This window comes from Streptomyces endocoffeicus (genome assembly GCF_016741935.1).
GTDB lineage: Bacteria > Actinomycetota > Actinomycetes > Streptomycetales > Streptomycetaceae > Streptomyces > Streptomyces endocoffeicus.
This window is the reverse complement of sequence record NZ_JAERRG010000046.1, coordinates 26240-46167: the sequence shown is the minus strand read 5'-3', so window position 1 is coordinate 46167 and position 19928 is coordinate 26240. Positions and strand designations below refer to the sequence as shown.

The 19928-nt window shown below is 68.6% G+C and carries 12 protein-coding genes; 7 read left to right on the top strand and 5 right to left on the bottom strand.

Annotation, left to right across the window (positions count from 1 at the left end; translation table 11 throughout):
- The first annotated feature begins 13 nt into the window (after nucleotides 1-13).
- Genes JK364_RS49340 through JK364_RS49330 form a run of 3 tightly spaced genes read left to right on the top strand, consistent with a single transcriptional unit; the run spans nucleotide 14 to nucleotide 2837 of the window.
- On the top strand, nucleotides 14-862 hold the full coding sequence (locus tag JK364_RS49340; protein ID WP_201858013.1) for an NAD(P)H-binding protein: 849 nt from the start codon (nucleotides 14-16) through the stop codon (nucleotides 860-862).
- A complete protein-coding gene (gene mhpA / locus JK364_RS49335; RefSeq protein WP_201858012.1) occupies nucleotides 859-2439 on the top strand; it encodes a bifunctional 3-(3-hydroxy-phenyl)propionate/3-hydroxycinnamic acid hydroxylase MhpA in 1581 nt (526 codons plus the stop codon). Before JK364_RS49340 ends, mhpA begins: the two co-directional genes overlap by 4 nt.
- Nucleotides 2436-2837, top strand: a complete 402-nt coding sequence (locus tag JK364_RS49330; protein WP_201858011.1) for a hypothetical protein — start codon at nucleotides 2436-2438, stop codon at nucleotides 2835-2837. The genes mhpA and JK364_RS49330 overlap by 4 nt, the downstream gene beginning before the upstream one ends.
- Nucleotides 2838-2972: 135 nt before the next feature.
- Here the strand turns inward: JK364_RS49330 and JK364_RS49325 are convergent, their stop codons facing one another.
- Entirely contained in the window at nucleotides 2973-5501 is a 2529-nt protein-coding gene (locus JK364_RS49325) for an ATP-binding protein (protein WP_201858010.1), read from the bottom strand.
- A 1500-nt stretch (nucleotides 5502-7001) separates the two neighbouring features.
- Between JK364_RS49325 and JK364_RS56425 the strand changes: the two genes are divergently transcribed.
- The 3 genes from JK364_RS56425 to JK364_RS49310 all read left to right on the top strand — a co-directional run bounded on the left by JK364_RS56425 (nucleotide 7002) and on the right by JK364_RS49310 (nucleotide 11034).
- Complete coding sequence (locus tag JK364_RS56425) at nucleotides 7002-7844, top strand: helix-turn-helix domain-containing protein (protein WP_307841645.1); 843 nt, start codon at nucleotides 7002-7004, stop codon at nucleotides 7842-7844.
- 290 nt (nucleotides 7845-8134) lie between these two features.
- Entirely contained in the window at nucleotides 8135-9574 is a 1440-nt protein-coding gene (locus JK364_RS49315) for a thioesterase domain-containing protein (RefSeq protein WP_201858009.1), read from the top strand.
- Between the two features lie 191 nt (nucleotides 9575-9765).
- Nucleotides 9766-11034: an MFS transporter gene (locus tag JK364_RS49310; protein ID WP_201858008.1), complete on the top strand. Its 1269-nt coding sequence runs from the start codon at nucleotides 9766-9768 to the stop codon at nucleotides 11032-11034.
- 133 nt (nucleotides 11035-11167) lie between these two features.
- On the opposite strand, the gene JK364_RS49305 is transcribed toward JK364_RS49310, so the two are convergent.
- Together JK364_RS49305 and JK364_RS49300 are read right to left on the bottom strand one after the other, a co-directional pair.
- Nucleotides 11168-12718, bottom strand: coding sequence for a sensor histidine kinase (locus tag JK364_RS49305; RefSeq protein WP_201858007.1), 1551 nt, complete (start codon nucleotides 12716-12718; stop codon nucleotides 11168-11170).
- A complete protein-coding gene (locus JK364_RS49300) occupies nucleotides 12705-13385 on the bottom strand; it encodes a response regulator transcription factor (protein ID WP_201858006.1) in 681 nt (226 codons plus the stop codon). Before JK364_RS49300 ends, JK364_RS49305 begins: the two co-directional genes overlap by 14 nt.
- A 94-nt stretch (nucleotides 13386-13479) precedes the next feature.
- Here JK364_RS49300 and JK364_RS49295 point away from each other — a divergent pair, with 94 nt between their 5' ends.
- Nucleotides 13480-15168 (top strand): DUF8823 domain-containing protein, encoded by a 1689-nt coding sequence (locus tag JK364_RS49295; RefSeq protein WP_307841644.1) that lies wholly within the window; start codon nucleotides 13480-13482, stop codon nucleotides 15166-15168.
- Nucleotides 15169-15203: 35 nt separating this feature from the next.
- On the opposite strand, the gene JK364_RS49290 is transcribed toward JK364_RS49295, so the two are convergent.
- Both JK364_RS49290 and JK364_RS49285 read right to left on the bottom strand, forming a co-directional pair.
- The gene (locus JK364_RS49290; protein WP_201858005.1) at nucleotides 15204-17837 is read right to left on the bottom strand and encodes an ATP-binding SpoIIE family protein phosphatase; all 2634 of its coding nucleotides are present in this window, start codon (nucleotides 17835-17837) and stop codon (nucleotides 15204-15206) included.
- A gap of 177 nt (nucleotides 17838-18014) precedes the next feature.
- Nucleotides 18015-19622, bottom strand: coding sequence for a GMC family oxidoreductase (locus JK364_RS49285; protein WP_201858004.1), 1608 nt, complete (start codon nucleotides 19620-19622; stop codon nucleotides 18015-18017).
- Nucleotides 19623-19928 lie beyond the last annotated feature (306 nt).

Genomic DNA, 19928 nt, shown 5'->3' with positions numbered 1-19928 from the left:
GAGGCTGTATCCCGTGATCTTGGTGACCGGTGCTACCGGGGCCGTGGGCGGCGAGGTCGTCGACCGGCTGCTGGAGCGTGGAGAGAAGGTCCGGGTGCTCACCCGGAACCCCGAGGGCGCCCGACGCTGGGCCAAGGCGGTGGACGTCGTCACCGGTGACTTGGCGGACCCCGGCTCGCTGGGCCCCGCGCTGGACGGGGTGGACCGGGCGTTCCTGCTCCTGGTGCTGCCCGGGATCCCGCAGGCCGGGCCGATCGTGAAAGCGGTGCGCGACGCGGGCGTGCGGCAGGTGGCGCTGCTGTCCTCGATCCGGGCCGGCAGCGCTCGGGACAGCGCCATCAAGCAGTTCAACCTGGCGGCGGAGGCGGTGGTCCAGGGCTCCGGCCTGGATTGGACGGTGCTGCGCGGCGGCACGTTCATGTCCAACACGCTGCCGTGGGCGCCGTCGGTGCGCACCGAGCGGGTGGTGCGGGCCTTCGGCGGGGACTTCCGCAGTTCGGCGGTGGACCCCCGGGACGTGGGCGAGGTGGCCGCCCGGGTGCTGGCGGATCCGGCCCCGCACCGGTCCCGCGTGCACACGCTGACCGGCGGCGAGGTGATCACGGTCGTCGAGCAGGTGGCCGTACTCGCCGACCTGCTCGGCGAGCCGGTGGCGTTCGAGGAGCTGCCGGAGGCGGTGGCCCGGGCGGCGATGGTGGACCGGCTGCACTACCCGCCGGCGGTCGCCGACGCGATGCTGACCATGCTGCGCAACACCGACGAGAGCCTGGTGGGGGTCGACGGCGCGGTGGCCGAAGTGCTGGGCCGGCCGCCGCGGTCGTACCGGGAGTGGGCCGCCGACCACATCGAGGCGTTCCGGTGACCACCGACTGTGACGTGCTGGTGGTCGGCTGGGGCCCGGTCGGCCAGCTGACCGCGACGCTGCTGGCCCAGCAGGGCTGGCGGGTGACCGTGCTGGAGCGCTACGAGCGGCCGTACCCCTTCCCGCGGGCCGTGCACTTCGACGGGGAGACCGCGCGGTACCTGGCGGCCGCCGGGATCGGGGACCGGCTGCACGAGGTCGGGGACCCGGCGGTCGACTACGAGTTCCACACCGCCGATGGCCAGGTGCTGATGCGCCTGGAGCTGGCCGGCGACCCGCCCGGGTCGGCCGGCTGGCCGAGGTCGGTGGTCTTCCACCAGCCGGCGCTGGAGCGGGTGCTGCGGGAAAGGGCCGAGCGGCTGCCGAACCTGCGGCTGCTGCGCGGTGTGGAGGTGACCGGCTGCGTCGAGCGGGACGACCATGTGGAGGTCACCGCGGGCGGGCGCCGTCTCACCGCCTCCTGGGTGGTGGGCTGCGACGGCGCGAACAGCGCGGTGCGCCGTGCCATCGGGTCCACGGTGACCGGCCTGGGGTTCTTCTACGACTGGCTGCTCTGTGACCTGGTGCTGAACGAGCCGCGCGAGTTCCGGCCGAACAACCTCCAGATCTGCGACCCGGCCCGGCCGACCACGGTGGTCTCCGGCGGCTTGGAACACCGTCGTTGGGAATTCATGCGGCTGCCGGGCGAGAGCATCGAGGAGCTGAACCGGCCGGAGACCGCCTGGCGGCTGCTGGAACCGCACGGCATAACCCCCGACAACGCCACCATGCACCGGCACTCGGTGTACACCTTCAGCGCGCAGTGGGTGGACCAGTGGCGGCGCGGCCGGATCCTGCTGGCCGGGGACGCCGCGCATCTGATGCCTCCGTTCGCCGGCCAGGGCATGTGCGCCGGTATCCGGGACGCGGCCAACCTGACCTGGAAGCTGGACCTGGTGCTGCGCGGCCGCGGCGACCCGGCGCTGCTGGACAGCTATGCGGTCGAACGCACCGGCCACCTACGGCACTTCATCGGCTACGCGATCGAGCTGGGCAAGATGGTGTGCGAACTGGACCCGGCCGCCGCCGCGGTGCGCGACACCATGCTGCTGGCCCGGGCGGCCGATCCGGAGGCCGAGGAGCCGCCGCAGCTCAGCGGGGTGCCGCTGAAGGAGGGGCTGCTGTCCGGGGCGGGCCCCGGCGCGGGCGCGTACATGCCGCAGGGCCGGGTGACCGGCACCGCCGGCACGGGACGCTTCGACGACGTGGCCGGGCGCGGCTTCGTGTTCCTGACCGGCCAGGACCCGGCGGCGCTGCTGGACGACGCCGACCGGGAGTTCCTGGCCGGCGTCGGGACCCGCCTGGTGCGGGTGGTGCCGGCCGGGGCACCGGTGGGCGAGGGCGAGGTGGCCGACGACGACGGGGTGTATCTGCCGTTCCTGGCCGAGTCCTCGGCGGTCGCGCTGCTGGTGCGGCCGGACTTCTACGTCTTCGGATCCGCCGCTGACCGTGTCTCGGCGGCGGAGCTGGTGGGCGACCTGCGTCGCGGTCTGCTGTCCGCGACGCCTCAACGATCACTCTCGGGAGGACCCGTATGACCGCCACACACCTGTCCCTGTGGGAGAAGTGGACGAACCTCTGGTACAACCAGCTGGACCTGACCGACGAGATCATCGCGCCCGGGTTCAAGCTGTGCCTGGAGGCCGACCGCGACCTCGACGCGATCAACGACGCGCAGTCGGTCCGCCGGTGGGTGATCGCGGTGAACGCGGTCTTCCAGGAGGCGAAGTTCACCACCCTGGTCGGGCCGATCATCACGGACGAGTACATCACCACGCACTGGAGCGTGATCGGCAAGCTGGGTCCGGGCGCGGGCGAACTCGGGCCGGAGGGCGCCACGTTCACCCGGATCCTGACCGAGATCCTCAAGGTGGAGAACGGTCTGATCACCGAGTGCTGGGCATCCTGCGACCCGGTCAAGGTGCTCACCGACTGAAATGCCGCCGCCCGGTCGGCCGGGCCCACCCGTCGGTGGGCCCACGGGTACGCCGCCGACCGCGCGGTGATGGCGGGGGCGGCCCCGGGGACCGCCCCCGCCGTCACCGCGCGGCCGGCACCGGCAACGCCGCCGTCAGCCGACCCGGAGCGCCCCGGCCCGGCGGTCAGCACCGGACCGGGTGGCCTTGGGCAACTGGGCGTGCGCCACGTCCCGGATCACCGGATGCGCGAAGGTGTAGCCCCTGCCGTCGAGTTCGTGCACCAGCAGGTGCCGCCGGGTCAGCTCGTCCAGGCAGCCCCGCACCACCTCCACGGTGCGGCAGCCCAGCGCGGCCACGGTGTCCGGCACGATGGGCCCGGACACCAGGGTGGCCTCCTTCAGGACCTCCTTCTCCTCGGGCCCCAGGCGGTCGAGCGTCGCGGCGACCACCCGGTAGATCCGGGCCGGCAGCCGGCCCTCCGGGGCGCCGTCCGGCTCGTGCAGCCGCTGCCGGGCGAACTCGATGGCGTACATGGGGTTGCCGCCGATCCGGTCGAACAACTCCGGGGTCAGACCGGTGCCGTCACCGTCTTCCTCGCGCCGCAGCACCGACCCCCACAGCTCCCGGACCGCGGCGTCGGTCAGCCGGTCCAGTGTCATCGTGGTGGATGCCCGGGAACACACGCGGCGGCCGGCGAGCTGCGGCCGGGCCGTGGAGATCAGCAGCAGTGGGATGGCGGCCACCCGCCCGGCGAGCAGGCCGAGGAACCGCAACAGGTCGTCGTCGGCCGCGTGCAGGTCCTCCACCACCAGCACCACCGGGACTTCCCCGGCGATCCCGGTGAGCAGGTCGACCACGGCGGCGTGCACCTCGCCGGCGTCCGGCCCGCCGCGCACCCGGCCGCCCGGGGCGAACAGCGGGAGCAGGTCGCGGGTCAGCGACCGGGCCGCCGAGTCCTCGCCGAGCAGTCCGCCCACCGCGGCGGTCACCTTGGCCTCGGCCTCCTCAGGCGTGCAGCCGTGGGACAGCCCGGCCCAGGAGGCGACCAGGGCGGCGAGCGGGTCGGCGGTGGCGGTCCGCAGGCCGTGCACCGTACCGGTCCGCAGTACCCGGGCCCGGTCGGGGTCGCGCCGGATCAGCCGGGCGAGTTCCAGCACCAGACGGCTCTTGCCCATGCCCGCCTCGCCGACCAGGGTCAGGATCCGCCCGCGCCCACGCCGCACCACCAGGTCGAGGTGCTCCTGGAGGATCATCAGATCGTGGTCCCGGTCGACCAGCGGCGGCCGCGGGATGTCGACGGGGTACGGCGGGTCGCCGCGCAGCCCGGTCGCGTGCCACAGCGGCGGGCCGGCGGGCGAGGGGTACGGGGCGGGGTCGTGGATGAGGTCGGAGCCCCCGCTGCGCCGGGTCGCCTCGCAGATCCACACCGTGTCCGGCGGCAGCGACCAGACCTGGCGCAGACAGGTGTCGATCGCCGGGCTCACCACCTCCGGCGCCGCGCCGTGCGTCTTGATCAGGATCTCCTCGGTGTTGACCGACAGGCGCACGGTGGCCGACGGGCAGCCGGCGCCCTCCCGGGCGGCGAACCGGTCGCGCACCACCAGCGCGGTACGGACCGCGGCCAGCATGTCCTGTTCACCGGTGCGCGGAACGCCGAACACCGCCTGGACCGCGGAGCCGGTACAGCACACGACGGTGCCCCCGGCGAGCTCCGCCTCGGCGCGGACCGCGGCGGCCAGGTCGGCGAGCAGGTCGTCCACGTCCTCCGGGTCCACCCCCTGGCCGAGATCGAACGACGTGGTGAGGATGGAGACGAGCTTGCGCTCCCCGGTCGAGGCGGCCGGCCTGGGGGACGGCGCGACCGGTTCGACCCCGGCCCGGCGGGCGGCCGGCACCCCGTCCGGGACGGTCTCGACCGCCGGTGCCGGACGGACGTGCGCGGCGCCGGAGAGGGTCAGCCGCAGCTCGGTTTCGACGACCGGGCGCAGGGACACGTCGTGGGCGAGGATGCGGGTCTCCAGCTCGCGCAGCTCCCGGGTGGGTTCCAGAGCGAGGTCGTCCATCAGGGCCTTGCGGGTCCGCTGGTAGGCGCGCAGCGCGTCGACCTGCCTGCCGCAGCGGTACAGCGCGACCATCAACAGCCGGCAGGCACGCTCCCGGTGCGGCTCCGCGGTGACCAACTCGTCGAGTTCCGCGACGTGTTGGTGATGCCGCCCGGCGGCGATCTCCGCCTCCAGGTAGTCCTCCAAGGTGGTCAGCCGCCCCTCCTGGAGGGCGGTCAGCCGGGGCCAGGTGATACCGGTGTCGGTCAGGTCCTCCAGTGCCGTACCCCGCCACAGGTCGAGCGCCTCGCGCAGGGCCCGGGTGGCCTCGGCGCGCCGGCCGTCGGCCAGCGCCTCGCGGCCGACCCGGGCCAGCCGTTCGAAACGAAGCAGGTCGACCATGCTCTCGTCGACCCGCAGGAGGTAGCCGGGTGAGTGGGTCAACAGCGCGCAGGACGGGGCCAGGTCGTGCTCGGCGAGCAGGCCGCGGATCCACGACACGGTGTTCTGGAGCATCTTGCGCGCGGTCGAGGGGGCTCCCTGAGGCCAGATCACCTTGATCATCTGACTGGTGGCGACCACGTTGTTCGCGTGCACCAGCAGGTATCCCAGAACCGCGCGTTTCTTGGGACCACCCATCGGCAGCATGGCGCCGTCACTGACCACCTGAAGCGGGCCAAGAACATTGAACCGCACATCGGTCCTGGGTTTTGGCATCGCACGGAGCCGCCGGTCCTGCCACCTTTCGAGCGTCACACGAGCCCCCTATCGAAGTACAAGCATGGAGATAACGGATATTCCTGGGATTCACCCGTCTGGTCCATACACACCCAGTCCTGACAACGTTGTAAACGGTCGAAAAGATCGGCGCCCATGACATCCAGCAGACACCGCACCCCTCTAAGAACAGGACGTTCCGGGACAGCCCATAAGATTCCAGTCATACCAGCGAGGATCAGAGCCGCCGGACGGCGACCAGCCGTCCGGCACTCAACGAGGGAGGTGCCATGCACTGCACAGTAGAGCCCACGCGAGGCGATCAGGCAGGTTTCTCGGGCCGTAAGCGATGCGACGATCCTAATTCGAACGATTTAGAAGAATCACTAAGGTGTACTACACAGTCTAAGAGGACATCTCATGGAGCGAGTCGCCGGTAGCAGATGAGGGTGCAGGGCCATCGTGCGTTCGACGCACCCAGCCTGCCTCCCCGGCACCCGATGGCGCGTCGGCAACGGTTGCCTACGACGGATCCATGGAGTGTGCGGGGCCGGCGGCGGGAACGGCCAGCAGGCCCGCGGGGGCCGATGGTCCTTCAGCGTGAGGTCGGCAAGCCGACCTTCACCGACAGTGATCGCGCCGTCCTCGCCGGCCCGCTCCACCACCTCCCCCTAGACAGACTGCGGCACCTTCTGCTCCTTGTACGGACCGGCAACGCGCCGCGCACGAGGGCCACCTGGCACCGCGTTGGTTCGGGCGGGGTCGTATGGCCGAACGAAAATTTGCCTGCCCTATGAACCGAGGGCTACTCGCGTCCGTGTACACCCCCAACGGCTTATGCTCCGAGTGTGAGGGATGTACATGCTTCGTAACATCGCGTTAGGTACCGTCGCCCCCACGGCGGTCCCGTCGGCCAACACGGCGGCGGCCTCGTCGGCTTCGGCCGCTTCCGGTGGGGCGTCGGCCATGTGGCCTGATTGCCCGTTGCGTGGTATGACGCTTCACATTTCGGTAGTCTCCAGTGCGCCGCCGACGAAGTTCCACAGGGTCGGCGGGAATCCATAAGTGCGTACGGAAGCCGGATAACGTCGCCCTTCTGAATCTTTACGGTTCGTAGATTCTGATTGCCAGGGATCTCCTCGCTCCTGCAATGCGAGTGCACAGGAGCTTTTTCCGGTGCGGGCCAAGCCTGCCTGGTCACCGGCTCGATAGGCGCTGGTGTCGATGCCGCGGTTCGTCGAGGACCTGACCGTTAATCATGGGCAGGCGGGATCAGCCATGATGCGCCGGCAGGCACGGCCAAATCCACAACCCAGCAGACCGCGCCACTCCATTAACAATGATCGTCACACGTGAACTGCGTTACCTGCCAGCGATGACGCCTCGCCGATATCAAGCACCAGTTCGCAAGGGGAATATCCTGTGTTTGAGTTGCAGAATGGACTGTTAAATAATCCACTGGAGGCGGAGAAACGTTTGTTTGGCGTGGAGCAGGAAACCTGGCGCCTGCAATGCCCGGACGAGTGGTTCGTCATCGTCGTACCCCTGCGCGGTTCGTGCCAGATCGAGGGCCAGGACGCGTACGGACGGCGAACGGTCAGCCTCGTGCCCGGTGAGATCTCCCTCATCGCGCCCCGCAACCCTGTCCGGCTTGGGCACTCACCTGCAAGGCGTACCACGTTCGAAGTCGCCTGCATCCGTCTTTCGACTCAGGTTCTTCGGCACGCTTTCGACATGCAACCCGTTAAATCCGGTGTAGGTGACCCCATGGAACTGCACACACTGCGTGCTTTCGATCCGCATGTCGCATCGATGGCACCGTTACTGCTGAGTGCTCTCGCCGCTGGAGCCAGCGTCAATTATCTGATCAGCGCGGCCCGTTACTTGGCCATGCATCTCGTCCATCCGCAATCTGATGTGACGCAGCGGAGGGGAGGCTTGACGCCGGAGCAGTTGAGGACGGTGACTGCGTACATGAATGAACACATGAATTCCGATATCACGCTGGCTCGACTTGCGGAGATAGTTATGCTGAGTAGATATCATTTCATACGGCAGTTTTCCGCCGCAACAGGGAAGACTTCTTTACGCTATCTGACCGAATTACGCATACAAGCCGCCCGACAGCTCCTTGCCTCAGACGGCAACGAACCAGTATCTCAGGTCGGTAGGCGCTGCGGCTTTCCGAATCCGGCGAACTTCGCCCGAGTCTTCCGTAAGAATGTGGGCTGTTCCCCGTCACAGTACCGCCAGCGGGCGGCATAGCTGCGGGGACGTCGGCCTGCGGGATTTACGGTGCACCGGCGAGCAACATGTTGCCGCTGGCCGGTGCTGCGGCCGCGGCTGGTGCTACGCCGACTTCAGCGGGCGGGCGGTGACACCCAGGACATGGACGCGCCGAGCCAACGGATCGGGCGGCGGTGCCAGTTCAGCGGCGTTCCCGGGGTGACCGGCCGACGGCGGCGCAAGGCGGTTTGCAGATGCCGCGCCCCAGGTCAACCAACGTACGGCAATAAAGGCACCCTTCAGGCCTGCTCACCCGTGGCTACCTCGGCATGCCGGACGTCACAGCGACCCGCTTCGTGGCCGATCCCTTCGGCCCGCCCGGCGCGCGGATCTACTACACCGGAGACCTGGTACGTCGACGTCCCGACGGCATGGTCGACTTCGTCAGCCGTGCGGACAGTCAGGTGAAGGTACGTGGATATCGCATCGAACTGGGCGAGATCGAGGCCGCGATGACCGCGCAGCCCGGGGTCGTCGCGGCTGCCGCCGCCGTTCATCGCGGGGACCGGTTGGCCGGATACGTTGTGGCGGCAGAAGGCGAAGTGAATCCGACCGCCTTGCGATCCCGGCTCTCCGAGGTCTTGCCGCACTATATGGTGCCTGCCGCCTACGTCGTCCTGGATCGGCTGCCTGTCACGGAGAACGGCAAACTGGATCGCGAGGCCCTTCCCGAACCCGATCCTACCGTTGCTGCGAGCGGCGCTCCCCGCAGTGCGGCAGAGGAACTCCTGTGTGCATTGTTCAGCGAAGTCCTTGAGGTTCCCGCCATCGGTGTCAACGACGACTTCTTCGACGCAGGAGGGCATTCACTCCTCGCCGCACAACTGATCGCTCGTATCAACAGCACCCTTACGGTCAGTCTTGGCATCGGTGATCTCTTCGCCGCATCCACAGTCGCCACGCTCGCAAAGCGTCTGAACCGCCCTGGCGGTGGTGAGTCCATTCGAGATGTCATCCCTCTGAACGTCGGAGGTGGACGCACTCCGCTTTTCTGCGTTCACCCCGGCGCAGGCATAGGTTCCGTCTACTCAACCCTCCTGGACGGCCTCGAAACCGACCAGCCTGTCTACGCGCTTCAGGCTCGCGGTCTCACCGACGACAGGCAGACTCCGGACAGTGTCGCCGAAATGGCCGTGGACTACGTCAAGCAGATCCGCGCCGTCCAACCCACCGGTCCCTACCAGCTCCTCGGGTGGTCATTCGGCGCCCTCGCCGCCCACGCGATGGCCGTGCACCTCCAGGAACTGGGCGAGAGCGTAGCCCTGCTGGCCCTGCTTGACGGCTACCCGGTCGAAAAGGCCACGGTCCCCGCGGACATTCCCGACGACCACCTCGCTCAGCTTCTCGTCTCCCTCGGTCACGGTGGGACGTTCGACGCCGACGGTCCGCTCACGATGGGAGAGTACATTCGCCTCGCCCGCACGGACGGCAGCCCTCTCGCCGGCCTTTCGGAGGAGACACTCCGCAAAGTCGGGCAGATCTTCCTCGACCACATACGAATCCTCGAAGATCACACCCCCGGCATCTTCCAGGGTGACATCATGCTGTTCACCGCCGCACACACCGTGGAAGCAGAGGTCGTGAACAACTGGCAACCCCATATCACCGGCAGTCTCGAACGCCTCGATGTCCCATGCGGCCACGGAGATATGCTGCACGCGGAGTTCGCCGCCCGAATATCTCCGGTCCTCGCCCGGTGGCTACTTTAATAAACCTGCGCGTTTCGGTTGCGGCGGTGCCCGGGTCACCAGGCGGCCGAAGCGCGCCTCGGCGATGCCCGGTTCGTCCTCGACGAGCGGATGGCCGGCCCCATATCCTGCGCGAACTATGGACTGGAGGTTCCGGTCGGCGGCGGAGGCCCAACACCAATGATCACCGGAGTCACCAGGGAGCCCACAGCGTGACCGGCACCACGGAGGCCCTTGGCCGGTCGGCTGCGGTCGACCATGCGGCACGCAGTGTCACGCGCCCGTTCTACATCTACGCCGTGCTCGCCAACACGCTGTTCCAGCGCGGCGTATTCGTCCTCTTCCTTCAGCAGCGAGGCTTCTCCGCCGGGCAAGTGGCCCTACTGCAGACACTGCTCTACCTGGTCAGCGGACTTGCGGAGTTGCCGACGGGAGTCATCGCCGACCGCATCGGCAGGCGTGCCGGCATCGTGATCGGCCAGCTGCTGATAGCTGGATGTCTGCTCGGCCAGGGGACGTTCTCCAACTACTGGGTGTTCCTGGCGCTGTTCATCGGGCAGGGCGTGGGCATGGCATGTGTGTCCGGCTCGGACACCGCCCTGCTGTACGACCTGCTCGTGCGTCGTGGTGCAACGGCCGACTACGTCAGGATCAAGTCCCGGTTCACCATGCTCGGGACGGTCACCTCGGGAGCCGCCATCGTTCTCGGCGGCCAACTGCAGCAGATCTCCTGGGGAGTCGTCTACGCCGGTTCGGCGGCGTGCCTCGCCCTGGCCGTGGTGGTGCTGATGTCACGGGTGCCCGAGATCCGCGGCGCGGACGCGGTGGACGAGCAGGACGGAGCCGAGGAGCACGGCGACGCCACAGCGTGGCGGGCGATGCTTCGGGTCGCCACGCCGGCGCTCGTGACGCTTGTCGTGGTGTCCGGATTGATGCACGCGACGTTGACGCCGTACATCATCTTCGCGCAGAAGACCCTCTCCGATCAGGGAGCGGGCACCGCATTGGTCAGCGTGGTCATATCGGCGGGATTCTTCGCCGGCGGGCTCACTCCGCTGCTGTCGGACCGCGCGGACCGGCGCATCGGGTATCGGGTCATCGTCCCGGTGTCCCTCCTGACGCTCGCCGCGGCACTCGGCCTGAGCGGCCTCGGCCTTGTCTGGGTCACCATCGCCGCGTTCCTGGCCCTGGTCGGGATTCCCGAGATCACCGCCGTGATCGTGGACAACGTGTTCAACGAGGCCGTGCCGTCGCGCCACCGGGCGAGCCTGCTGTCGATGATCGCATTCGTGGAGTCGGCGCTCATCGGCATCGGCTATCTCGTCCTCGGCGCGCTCATGGACGGGCTGGGCTCCGGTGTGGGCATGGCCACCTACGCCGCGGTCCCCCTGCTGGCATGTCTCCTGTGGCTCCCGGTGCTCTTCCGAGGGGCACGGGTGACCACCGGGATCGAGAAGCCCGCCGGCCAAAAGGCATCCTGAAACAGACCATCTCGAGCAACGCCCTGCCCGATGGCAGAGGCGCGGCGCGGATAGGGCCATGGGCCCGTGCCGTTTGTGCTGGGCCGGCCAGCGGCCTCTCATCGGGTGGCCGGTGCGGCCGCGGTGAAGCGCGTCATTTGCCGGCTGAGGTGGGGGCTTGGGGAAGGCGTAGCTGGAAACATGCTCCGAGGGTCCGGGGGGTGAGGGTGAGGGTGCCTCGGTGGCGGTGGGCCAGGTCGCGGGCGATGGCGAGGCCCAGGCCGGTGCCGCCGTGGTCGCGGGAGCGGGCGTCGTCGAGCCGGACGAAGCGTTCGAAGATGCGCTCGGCGTCCTCGGTGGGCACACCCGGTCCGTCGTCGTGGACCGTGAGGACGACCCAGGCGTCCTGGTTCCGGACGGTGATCTGGATGCGGTGTGCGGCGTGGCGGGCGGCGTTGTCGATGAGGTTGCGCAGCAGCCGTTCGTATTCGTCGGGGTTTCCTTGTACGTGTGCGGGGGCGGTGCTGTCGCAGGTGAGGGTCAACGGCCGTTCGGTGAGGGGGTATTGCTCGGCCAACCGGGAGGCGAGGGCTGTCAGGTCGACGGTTTCGGGGCCGGCTATGGGGGTGCGGGTGTCGAGGCGGGCGAGGAGCAGCAGGTCTTCGGCGAGAGCCTGGAGGCGGCGGGTCTGTCGTGCGGCGGTGGTGGCCGCGGCGGGCCAGTCGGTGCGTTCCGGGTAGGCGAGTGCGACTTCCATGCTGGCCAGCAGTGTGGTGAGGGGGCTGCGTAGTTCGTGGGCGGCGTCCGCGACGAAGCGGCGTTGCTGGGCGGCGGCATCGTCGAGGCGTTGGAGGGTGGTGTTGAGGGTGGTGGCCAGGGCGGTGATCTCATGTCCCGCGGCGGGGATGGTGACGCGTTCGCGGGGGTCGCTCGCGGTCACCGAGGCGGTGAGGACGCGGATGGCTTCGACCGGCCGCAGCGCGATGCGGACGGTGAAGTAGGCGGCGGCGGAGATCAGTACGAGGCTGACGAGTCCGGCCCGCAGCAGCAGGCGGTCGGTGGCCTCGGTGATGGTCCCGGCGATGTCCTCGGCTGCGTGCGGGAGCACCACCACATAGACCCGCAACTGGGCGTCGGCGGCGACACCCAGAGCGGCGACTGTGTCGCTGCTCAGTTCATCGGCCCTGACATCGTCGTACATGACCTGGTAGGTTCCGCCGTCCTTGCCGAACCGGTCCCCGGGTGCGGAGTCGGGGCGCGCCGGCAGGCGCACGGGACGGGTCGTATAGCCCCAGTTCGGCCCCTCGTCCGGTGGGGCGGGCAACTCGGCCTTCGGTGGGGCGGGCAGCACATGGCGGGTGCCGGGATCGAACTCCTCCATGCCTCCGCCGTAGGCGACGGCAGCGCGTCGGCCGGTCGCGACGATCTCATACGGCACGGTGCTTCGGCGACCGGGAACCGCACCCTTCTCCAGCTGATCGACGAGAGCCAAGAACTGTTTCTGCGTCTGCCCTTGGGCGATCCCTGTGCTCTCGCGGTAGACGTCGTGGTGTACCCACCAGCCGATGCCGGCCAGGATGACGGCGGCGGCCGAGGCGGCGGCCAGGGCCGTGCGGGCTCGTACCGAACGCGGCCACCAGCGGCGTCGCGGCCCGGTCGCATTTACGGTTGGCCACCAGCGGCGTCGCGGCTCAGTCGCGTTCACGGTCGTCCACCAGCCGGTAGCCGGTACCCCGTACGGTCTGCAGGGACTGCCGCTGGAACGCGGTGTCCACCTTCTTACGGAGGGCGCTGACGCGCGCCTCCACCAGGTTGGGATCCTGGGCTTCGTCGGGCCACGCGTGATAAAGCAGATCCGTTTTGGAGACCGCCTGGCCCGCGCGGCGGGCCAGCAGCTCCAGCACGGCGAACTCCCGGGGTGTGAGTTCCACCCGGGCCCCGGCCCGGCGGCAGACCCGGCCGGCGACATCCAACGAGATGTCGCCCACGGCAAGGACGGGCAGGGCGACCGTGGCGGCTCGTCTGACCAGGGCCCGCAGCCGTGCGACGAGCACCATGTAGGAGAAGGGTTTGGCCAGGTAGTCATCGGCCCCCGTGTCCAGGGCCTCTGCCTGATCCCACTCCCCGTCCTTGGCGGTGAGTACCAGGATGGGGGTCGCGTTGCCCTCCCGGCGCAGCTGGGCGCAGACCTTGTAGCCGTTGAGTCCGGGCAGCATCAAGTCCAGTACGACAAGGGCGTATTCGCCGGTCCGGGCCATCCACAGTCCGTGCCGGCCGTCATGGGCGAGGTCGACGCTGTAGCCCTCGGCAATCAGACCGGTGTGCAGGGTGTGGGCAAGGTCCACCTCGTCTTCGACCACCAGGATGCGCATGTGGTGCAGCCTTGCACAGCGCCGGCCCGCCTTCCTGATCGGCCGGTCAGGTTGGGTCAGCAACCGGTCAACGAGGTCCGGGCACGCTGGCGGAGTGTCGCCAATACCTCCCTCCGCCTCGGCGGTCCAACTGCCTGTAGATGCAGATGTAGATGTAGATGTAGATGTAGATGTCCAAATACCTGTAGATAATTTTCATGCCGGCGCCGGTAGATTCGCATGGGCGCGTACACGCTGGCGCCAACACTACGTCCCGATTTCGGCTACCGCGCTGGCCCTGCCGCTGTATGCGGTATGGGCCGCCTATCTGGCAACAGGCGGCGGTGATCTTGCCGCGCAATTATCATGGGCGGATTTCGTCTCCCGACACCCCGGATCCCCCTACAACCTGGGCTGGTACGGGGGCATCCATGTCGGCAACTACAGTGTCATTGCACCGCAGTTGATGGCTCTTCTTGGTGTGCGGACCGTCACCGCGGGGGCGGGAATCATTGCCTCGTGGTTCGTGGGGCGCGTGTTCGTACGCAGCGGAGTAAGTCGTCCGCTGTGGCCTGCGCTCCTGGCGGTCCTGTCTCTCTGGGCGAATGTCGCATCGGGGCGCTCGACTTTCGCACTGGGCGTGGCTCTGGCACTGGTGTCCTGTCTCAGCCTGGCAGGTTCCAGCCGGCGCTTGGTCCTGGCATCGGCGTTCAGCGCCCTGGCAACTCTGGCCAGTCCCGTCGCAGGGCTGTTCCTCCTGGTTCTCGGGGCAGGGTGGCTCTTGAACCGGGATATTGGAAGAGCTATCGCTGTTTGTGCACCGCCTGTCGCAGTGGTCGCTTCGGCAGTCTTGCTCTTTCCTTTTAGCGGCGTCATGCCCATGGCCATGGACGATATTTGGAAGCCGACCCTCTTCGGAATCGTTCTGGCGCTACTGGCACCGCGAGAGTGGAAGACTCTACGTTTCAGCTCCGCGGTTTATGCGTCAGGTGTGGTTTTGACCGGACTGATTTCTTCCCCGGTCGGTTCCAACGTCATCCGTCTCGCTGAACTATTCGGGCCTCCGGTGCTTCTCTGCGTGCTACTCGAGCGCGGCGTCCGAATAGCGTCAAGGATAGCCATCGGGCTTTCTCTCGCTCTTTCTGTGCAGTGGGTGACGGCACACACTGTCCATGTGCTCAATATGTCGACACCTGTGCCGTCATGGGCGTCCCACACGCAAGGTGTGCTGAAAGCACTCGACCGTTTGCACGCGGACCGCACGCGTGTGGAGGTAGTGCCTGCTGTCAATCATCGTGAAACCACCGTACTCGGTCCTCACGTGAATCTGGCGCGGGGATGGAATCGTCAGCTCGATGTAGAACGTGGGGGCCTGTTCTATGAAAACCAGTTCACGATGGGGAAATATCGCGCATGGCTCGACAAGTGGGCGGTAGGTTATGTCGTCTTGCCGGGGGGTGAGCCTGACTGGGCGGCAAAAGACGAAGCCGAGCTCGTCCGCAGCAGACCAAGCTGGCTGGAGCCGGTATGGCACGACTCCCAGTGGCAGATTTATCGGGTGAAGGGTGCCAGGCCAATTATCTCAGGTGCAGATGCGTCAGTCGTCAGCAGCGACAACGCAAAATTTGCGATACGAGTTCCCAAGCCCGGTATGGTCAGGTTGCGTATCCCCTATTCCCCCTGGCTACGCACCAGCGCTGGTTGTATCGAGCGTGATGGTGACTGGATCCGTTTCAAAGTTTCCACACCAGGGCTGTATGAAATCGGCAGCTCCTATGCGGTGCCTTGGCAAGGGAACTGCTGACGTGAGAGGGAGAGTCCGGCACCCACACCCGCCCCTCAGGCGGCGACGGCCGGGCGTGCGGGCGAGGGCAGCGCCTGCTCCGTCCACATGCACTTGCCCGTCGCCGTGAAACGCATGCCCCATCGATCGGACAGCGCCGAGACCAGCTGCAGCCCGCGCCCGCCCTCGTCGGTCTCGGCGGCGCGCCGGATCCGCGGGGTGGTGAGGCTGCCGTCCGACACTTCGCAGATCAGTGTCCGGCCGTACAGCAGACGCAGCCGCATGGGACCCTTCGCGTGCCGGACGACATTGCCGACCAGCTCGCTGACCAGAAGCTCGGTGGTCATCGACAGTTCGTCGAGATCCCACATGGACAGCTGTTCGGTGGCCCGATGGCGGGCTTCGGCCGCGGCGATGGGGCCGTCCGGGAGCGCCCAGGACACCACACGGTCCGGAGCCATCGACCGCGTCCGGGCGATCAGCAGCGCGGCGTCGTCGTGAGTCTCGGCCTGCTCCGGCACCAATGCGCTGATGACGGAGTCGCACAGCTGGCCGGGGCCTTGGAGCGTGGTGGGGGCGCGCACGTCCGCGGACAAGTCCGCCGGAGGCGCGGCAGCCCTGGTGAGGGCGTGGGCGAGGCGGGCCATGCCCTCGTCGATGTCAACGGCGGACGACTCGACCAGGCCATCGGTGTACAGCACCAGATGGCTGCCTTCGGGCACCTCGATCTCGTGCATCTCGAAGGGCGGGCTGGCGGCGCCGAGCGGTGGATCGGCGTCGGCAGGGGGGAAGTAGGCCGTCCCGTCGGGTCGGACGACGGCGAACGGTGGGTGCCCGGCACTCGCGAAACAGCACAGGTTGGTGGCGGGGTCATAGACCGTGTACAGACAGGTGGCGTAGAAGTCATCGCCGAGGTCGCCGACCAGATCGTTGAGGTGGGCGAGGAGTTCATCGGGCGGGAGCTCGAGATCGGCGAGGGTGTGCACGGCCGTGCGCAGCCGCCCCATGGTCACGGCCTCGGACAGCCCGTGGCCCATGACATCGCCGATGACGAGGGCGACCCGCTCCCCGGACAGCGGGATGAGGTCGTACCAGTCGCCGCCGACCTGCACGCCCCCGGCGGCGGGCAGATAGCGCGCGTCGGCCGTGACGGCCGGCAGGACGGGCAGTCGGTGGGGCAGCAGTCCACGCTGGAGTTCCTGGGCCCTGGTGTGCTCGGCGTCGTACAGCCGGGCCCGTTCCAGCGCCTGGGCGACCAGTCCGCTCAGCGCGATGAGCAGGGAGCGGTCCTCCTCGGAAAAGTGGCGGGGCCGGCCGAAACCCACCACGCAGTAGCCGATCTGCTGGTCCGAGGCGATCAGGGGGAGGAATGCCCATGCCTTCATCCCGCTTCGGTGGAGATAGCCGACCGCGTCCGGGTGGAGTTCGGCGTACTCCTGCGGAGTGGACAGGAAGATCGGGGAGCGGGAGCTGAGGACCTCCACGATGGCGGACATCTCCATGACCGAGATGCTCTGAACGGTCTCGAGGAACTCCGCCGGATACCCGGCCGAACCGACCATGCGCCACTGCCCGTCCTCGATCACCTGGCAGATCAGGCCGGTCGCGCCGAACGGCGGAAGCACCCGGTCGGCGACCGCCTTCACGACATCCTGGACGGTCAGCGCCTCGGCGAGCGCCGAGGTCAGCTCGCCCATGCGCATGACCCGCTCCGCCGCGGTGCGCTGGGCCGTGGAGTGTTCGGCCTCCTCCCTCCGGCGTTCGGTGATGTCCGCGATGTGGATGACCAGTCCATCGGGGACCGGGTCGAAGCGTGCGTGGTACCAGCCCGCTCTGCCGGGCCACCGGGTGTCGAATCCGACCGGTGCCTGAGTGGTCACGGCTCGCCCATGGCAGGCGGCCATCCCGGTGTCCCGGACCACCGGGTGGTCCCACAGCACGGTCCCCAGCGCCTCCTGGGCGGAAGCCCCCAGCAACTTCAGGGCCGCGGGATTGGCGAAGGTCAGCCGTGCCTGGTCGTCGAGGGCGAGGAGGCCGTCGTTCATCCGCCATACGGCATTGCGGACGGCGTCGCCGCCGAGGGGTTGCCTCTCGTGCTCGACGTCCGCGGTGGCGGGTCGGGCGGGCCGCAGATACCCGGCGACCCACTCGGCGACCATCCGCAGGAATTCACCTTGCGCGTCGTCGAGCTCATCCGCCACCTCCACCAGGGCGGACAGCGCACCCACCGACTGCCCGTCGGCCGTGATCACGGGCACCGACACCACCCCACTCCCGGGCGGAAGCGAGCCGGCGCCGGGAGGGAAGTCCCCCTGGGAGGAGCGGCCGGACGGCGAGAGGGGCGCCCGGTGCGGCACATCCGGCGGTGGCGGCGTCCAGACCTGGGTGCCGTAACGCACACAGGACACGGGAGCCGCGCTGTCCTCGTCCGTGAGGGTCTCCCACCCCACGACCAGGTTGTCCGGCAGCCCCATGCTGGCCACCAGGCGCATCACCCCCTGGCGCGGATCACACACATGGATCATGCCGCCCAGGGCGCTGAGTTCGGCGACCGCCTGCCCGAGGGCGAGCCTCACCGGCCCGGTGCCACTCAGCTGGCCACCCGCGGAACCCAGCAGCCGAAGCCGTGTCCGCGCCGACCGAGTGATCCGGGTGTCCGCACTGTCCGGGTGCTGTTCATCCACACCCATGGCGTCACCTGTCATCGTCCTCGGGAGCCCGTGCCGTACGGACCGCAGACCGTGAGCGTCCCATATAGCCCGAATATAACCCTCACCTCAAGGAGAGCTCCGGCCGATGGACATGGTCATCGGTATACGAGGCGGTCATCGGTATACGAGGCCGGACGTGCCGCCACTGCGCGAAGGTCAGCCGATGCCACGCCCGGCCTTGATCAGGTCCGCGGCCCGTTCGCCGATGATGACGCAGGGTGCCATGGTGTTGCCGCTGGTGATGGTGGGCATGACCGAGCCGTCCGCGATGCGCAGGCCCCCGACACCGTGGACGCGCAGCGAGACGTCGACCACGGACATCTCATCGCGCCCCATCTTCGCGGTGCAGGTCTCGTGGAAGTACGAACCGGCCGCGTCCCGGATGAAGTCCCTGAGCTCGGCACGGCGCAGCGGACCGGGCATGACCTCGCGCTTGGCGAACAGCTCGACCTCCGCGCGGTTGCCGATCTCCCGGCAGAGCTCCACGCAGTACTCGAGCGCCCTCATGTCCTCCTCGGCCCGGAGGTAACCGGCATCGATCAGCGGGGGCGCCAAGGGATCCGGGCAGGCCAGCCGTACCGAGCCACGGCTGGCCGGGCGGGCGAGGCCGGGCGCCAGCGTCCAAGCGGAATCGTCCCCCACGGGAACGTCGTACCGGAGGGCCGTCGCCTCGCCGGCGAGCGGAAGCTCGTCCAGCACCGGCATCAGATCGGGGCCGGGCAGCGACGGGTCGCTCTTGGCGAAGATGGCGAACTCGGCGGCGTTGTTCCTGGGTGCCTCGGGGACGCGGTACTCCCAGATACAGCCGGCGAGCAGGATGTGATCCTGGAAGTTCTTCCCCACACCCGGCAGATGCACGACGCCGGGGATGCCGAGCGCCGCGAGTTCCGCCTGGTCGCCCAGGCCGGAGAGCAGCAGCAGCTTCGGAGTGTTGATGGCGCCGAGAGAGACGATCACCTCCTCGTCCGCCGAGACGGTGTACACACGGCCCCGGCTGACGAACTCCACCCCGGTCACCCGGGTCCCCGACAGCCTGAGCCGGGTCACCTCGGCGCACAGCACGATGTCGAGATTGGGGCGGCCCATGACCGGATGGAGATAGGTGGCGGCGATCGAGACCCGGGCGTGTCCCGGGCCGATCAGGAGGTTGGGAAGACCGCAGCCACAGCCGGACTCCATGGGGTCCGCATTGAGATCGGCGACGGCCGGAATGCCGGTCGCGGACGTCGCCCGGGCCAGGGCCGCCGCGACCGGGACCGGGTCCTCGGGGAGGGCGACCCGCAGCGGGCCACCGGTGCCGCGGCGGGGGTCGGCGGGGCCGGTCCAGTTCTCCACCCGGCGGTAGACATCGAGGACAGCGGCGTACGACCAGCCCGGATCGCCGGTTTCCTCGGCCCAGGAGTCGAAGTCGCAGCGGTGGCCCCGTGCCCAGACGGAGGCGTTGACGCTGGAGCCGCCGCCCAGCACCTTGCCCATCGGCAGCGCGGGCATACGGCCGTGCAGCGAGCGGGACGGCCGAGCCGAAAAGCCCCAGTCGCGTTCGCTACCGATATTGGACATCCACCGGGTGGCGTCGGTGACCGCCTCCACCCGGTCGCTGCCACCGGCTTCCAGCAGCAGAACGCTCACCTCGGGCACGTCCGCCAGCCGTCGGGCGACGACGGACCCCGAGGTCCCTCCGCCGCAGACGATGAAGTCGTAGCCGGGGCGCGGGACGTCGGTGACGATCTCACGGTCCTCGGTGATGTGACGGGTGTGTGCCATGGGTGACGGCCGTCCTCCCGCCGGACACGGCGTTCGGTGGCACCGCGTGGCGGGCTCGCTGATCTCCAGCGTAACCAGGGCGTGGAACCACTCGCCAGACGGGTAGCGGCCGCGGATGAGCGTCGAGCGCCTACCCCGCGGGGGCGACGCGGCCGGGCCCGGTGGCTCCCCGCCGATGCGGCCGGCGAAGGACGGAACGGCGCGCTCCCGCACCCCCGCGGTGAGCCCGGAACATCGACACCAGGATCGACGACGTCACATACTGACCCTCGTCGAAGTCTGACAGCGGGGCCTTCCGCATCCGTG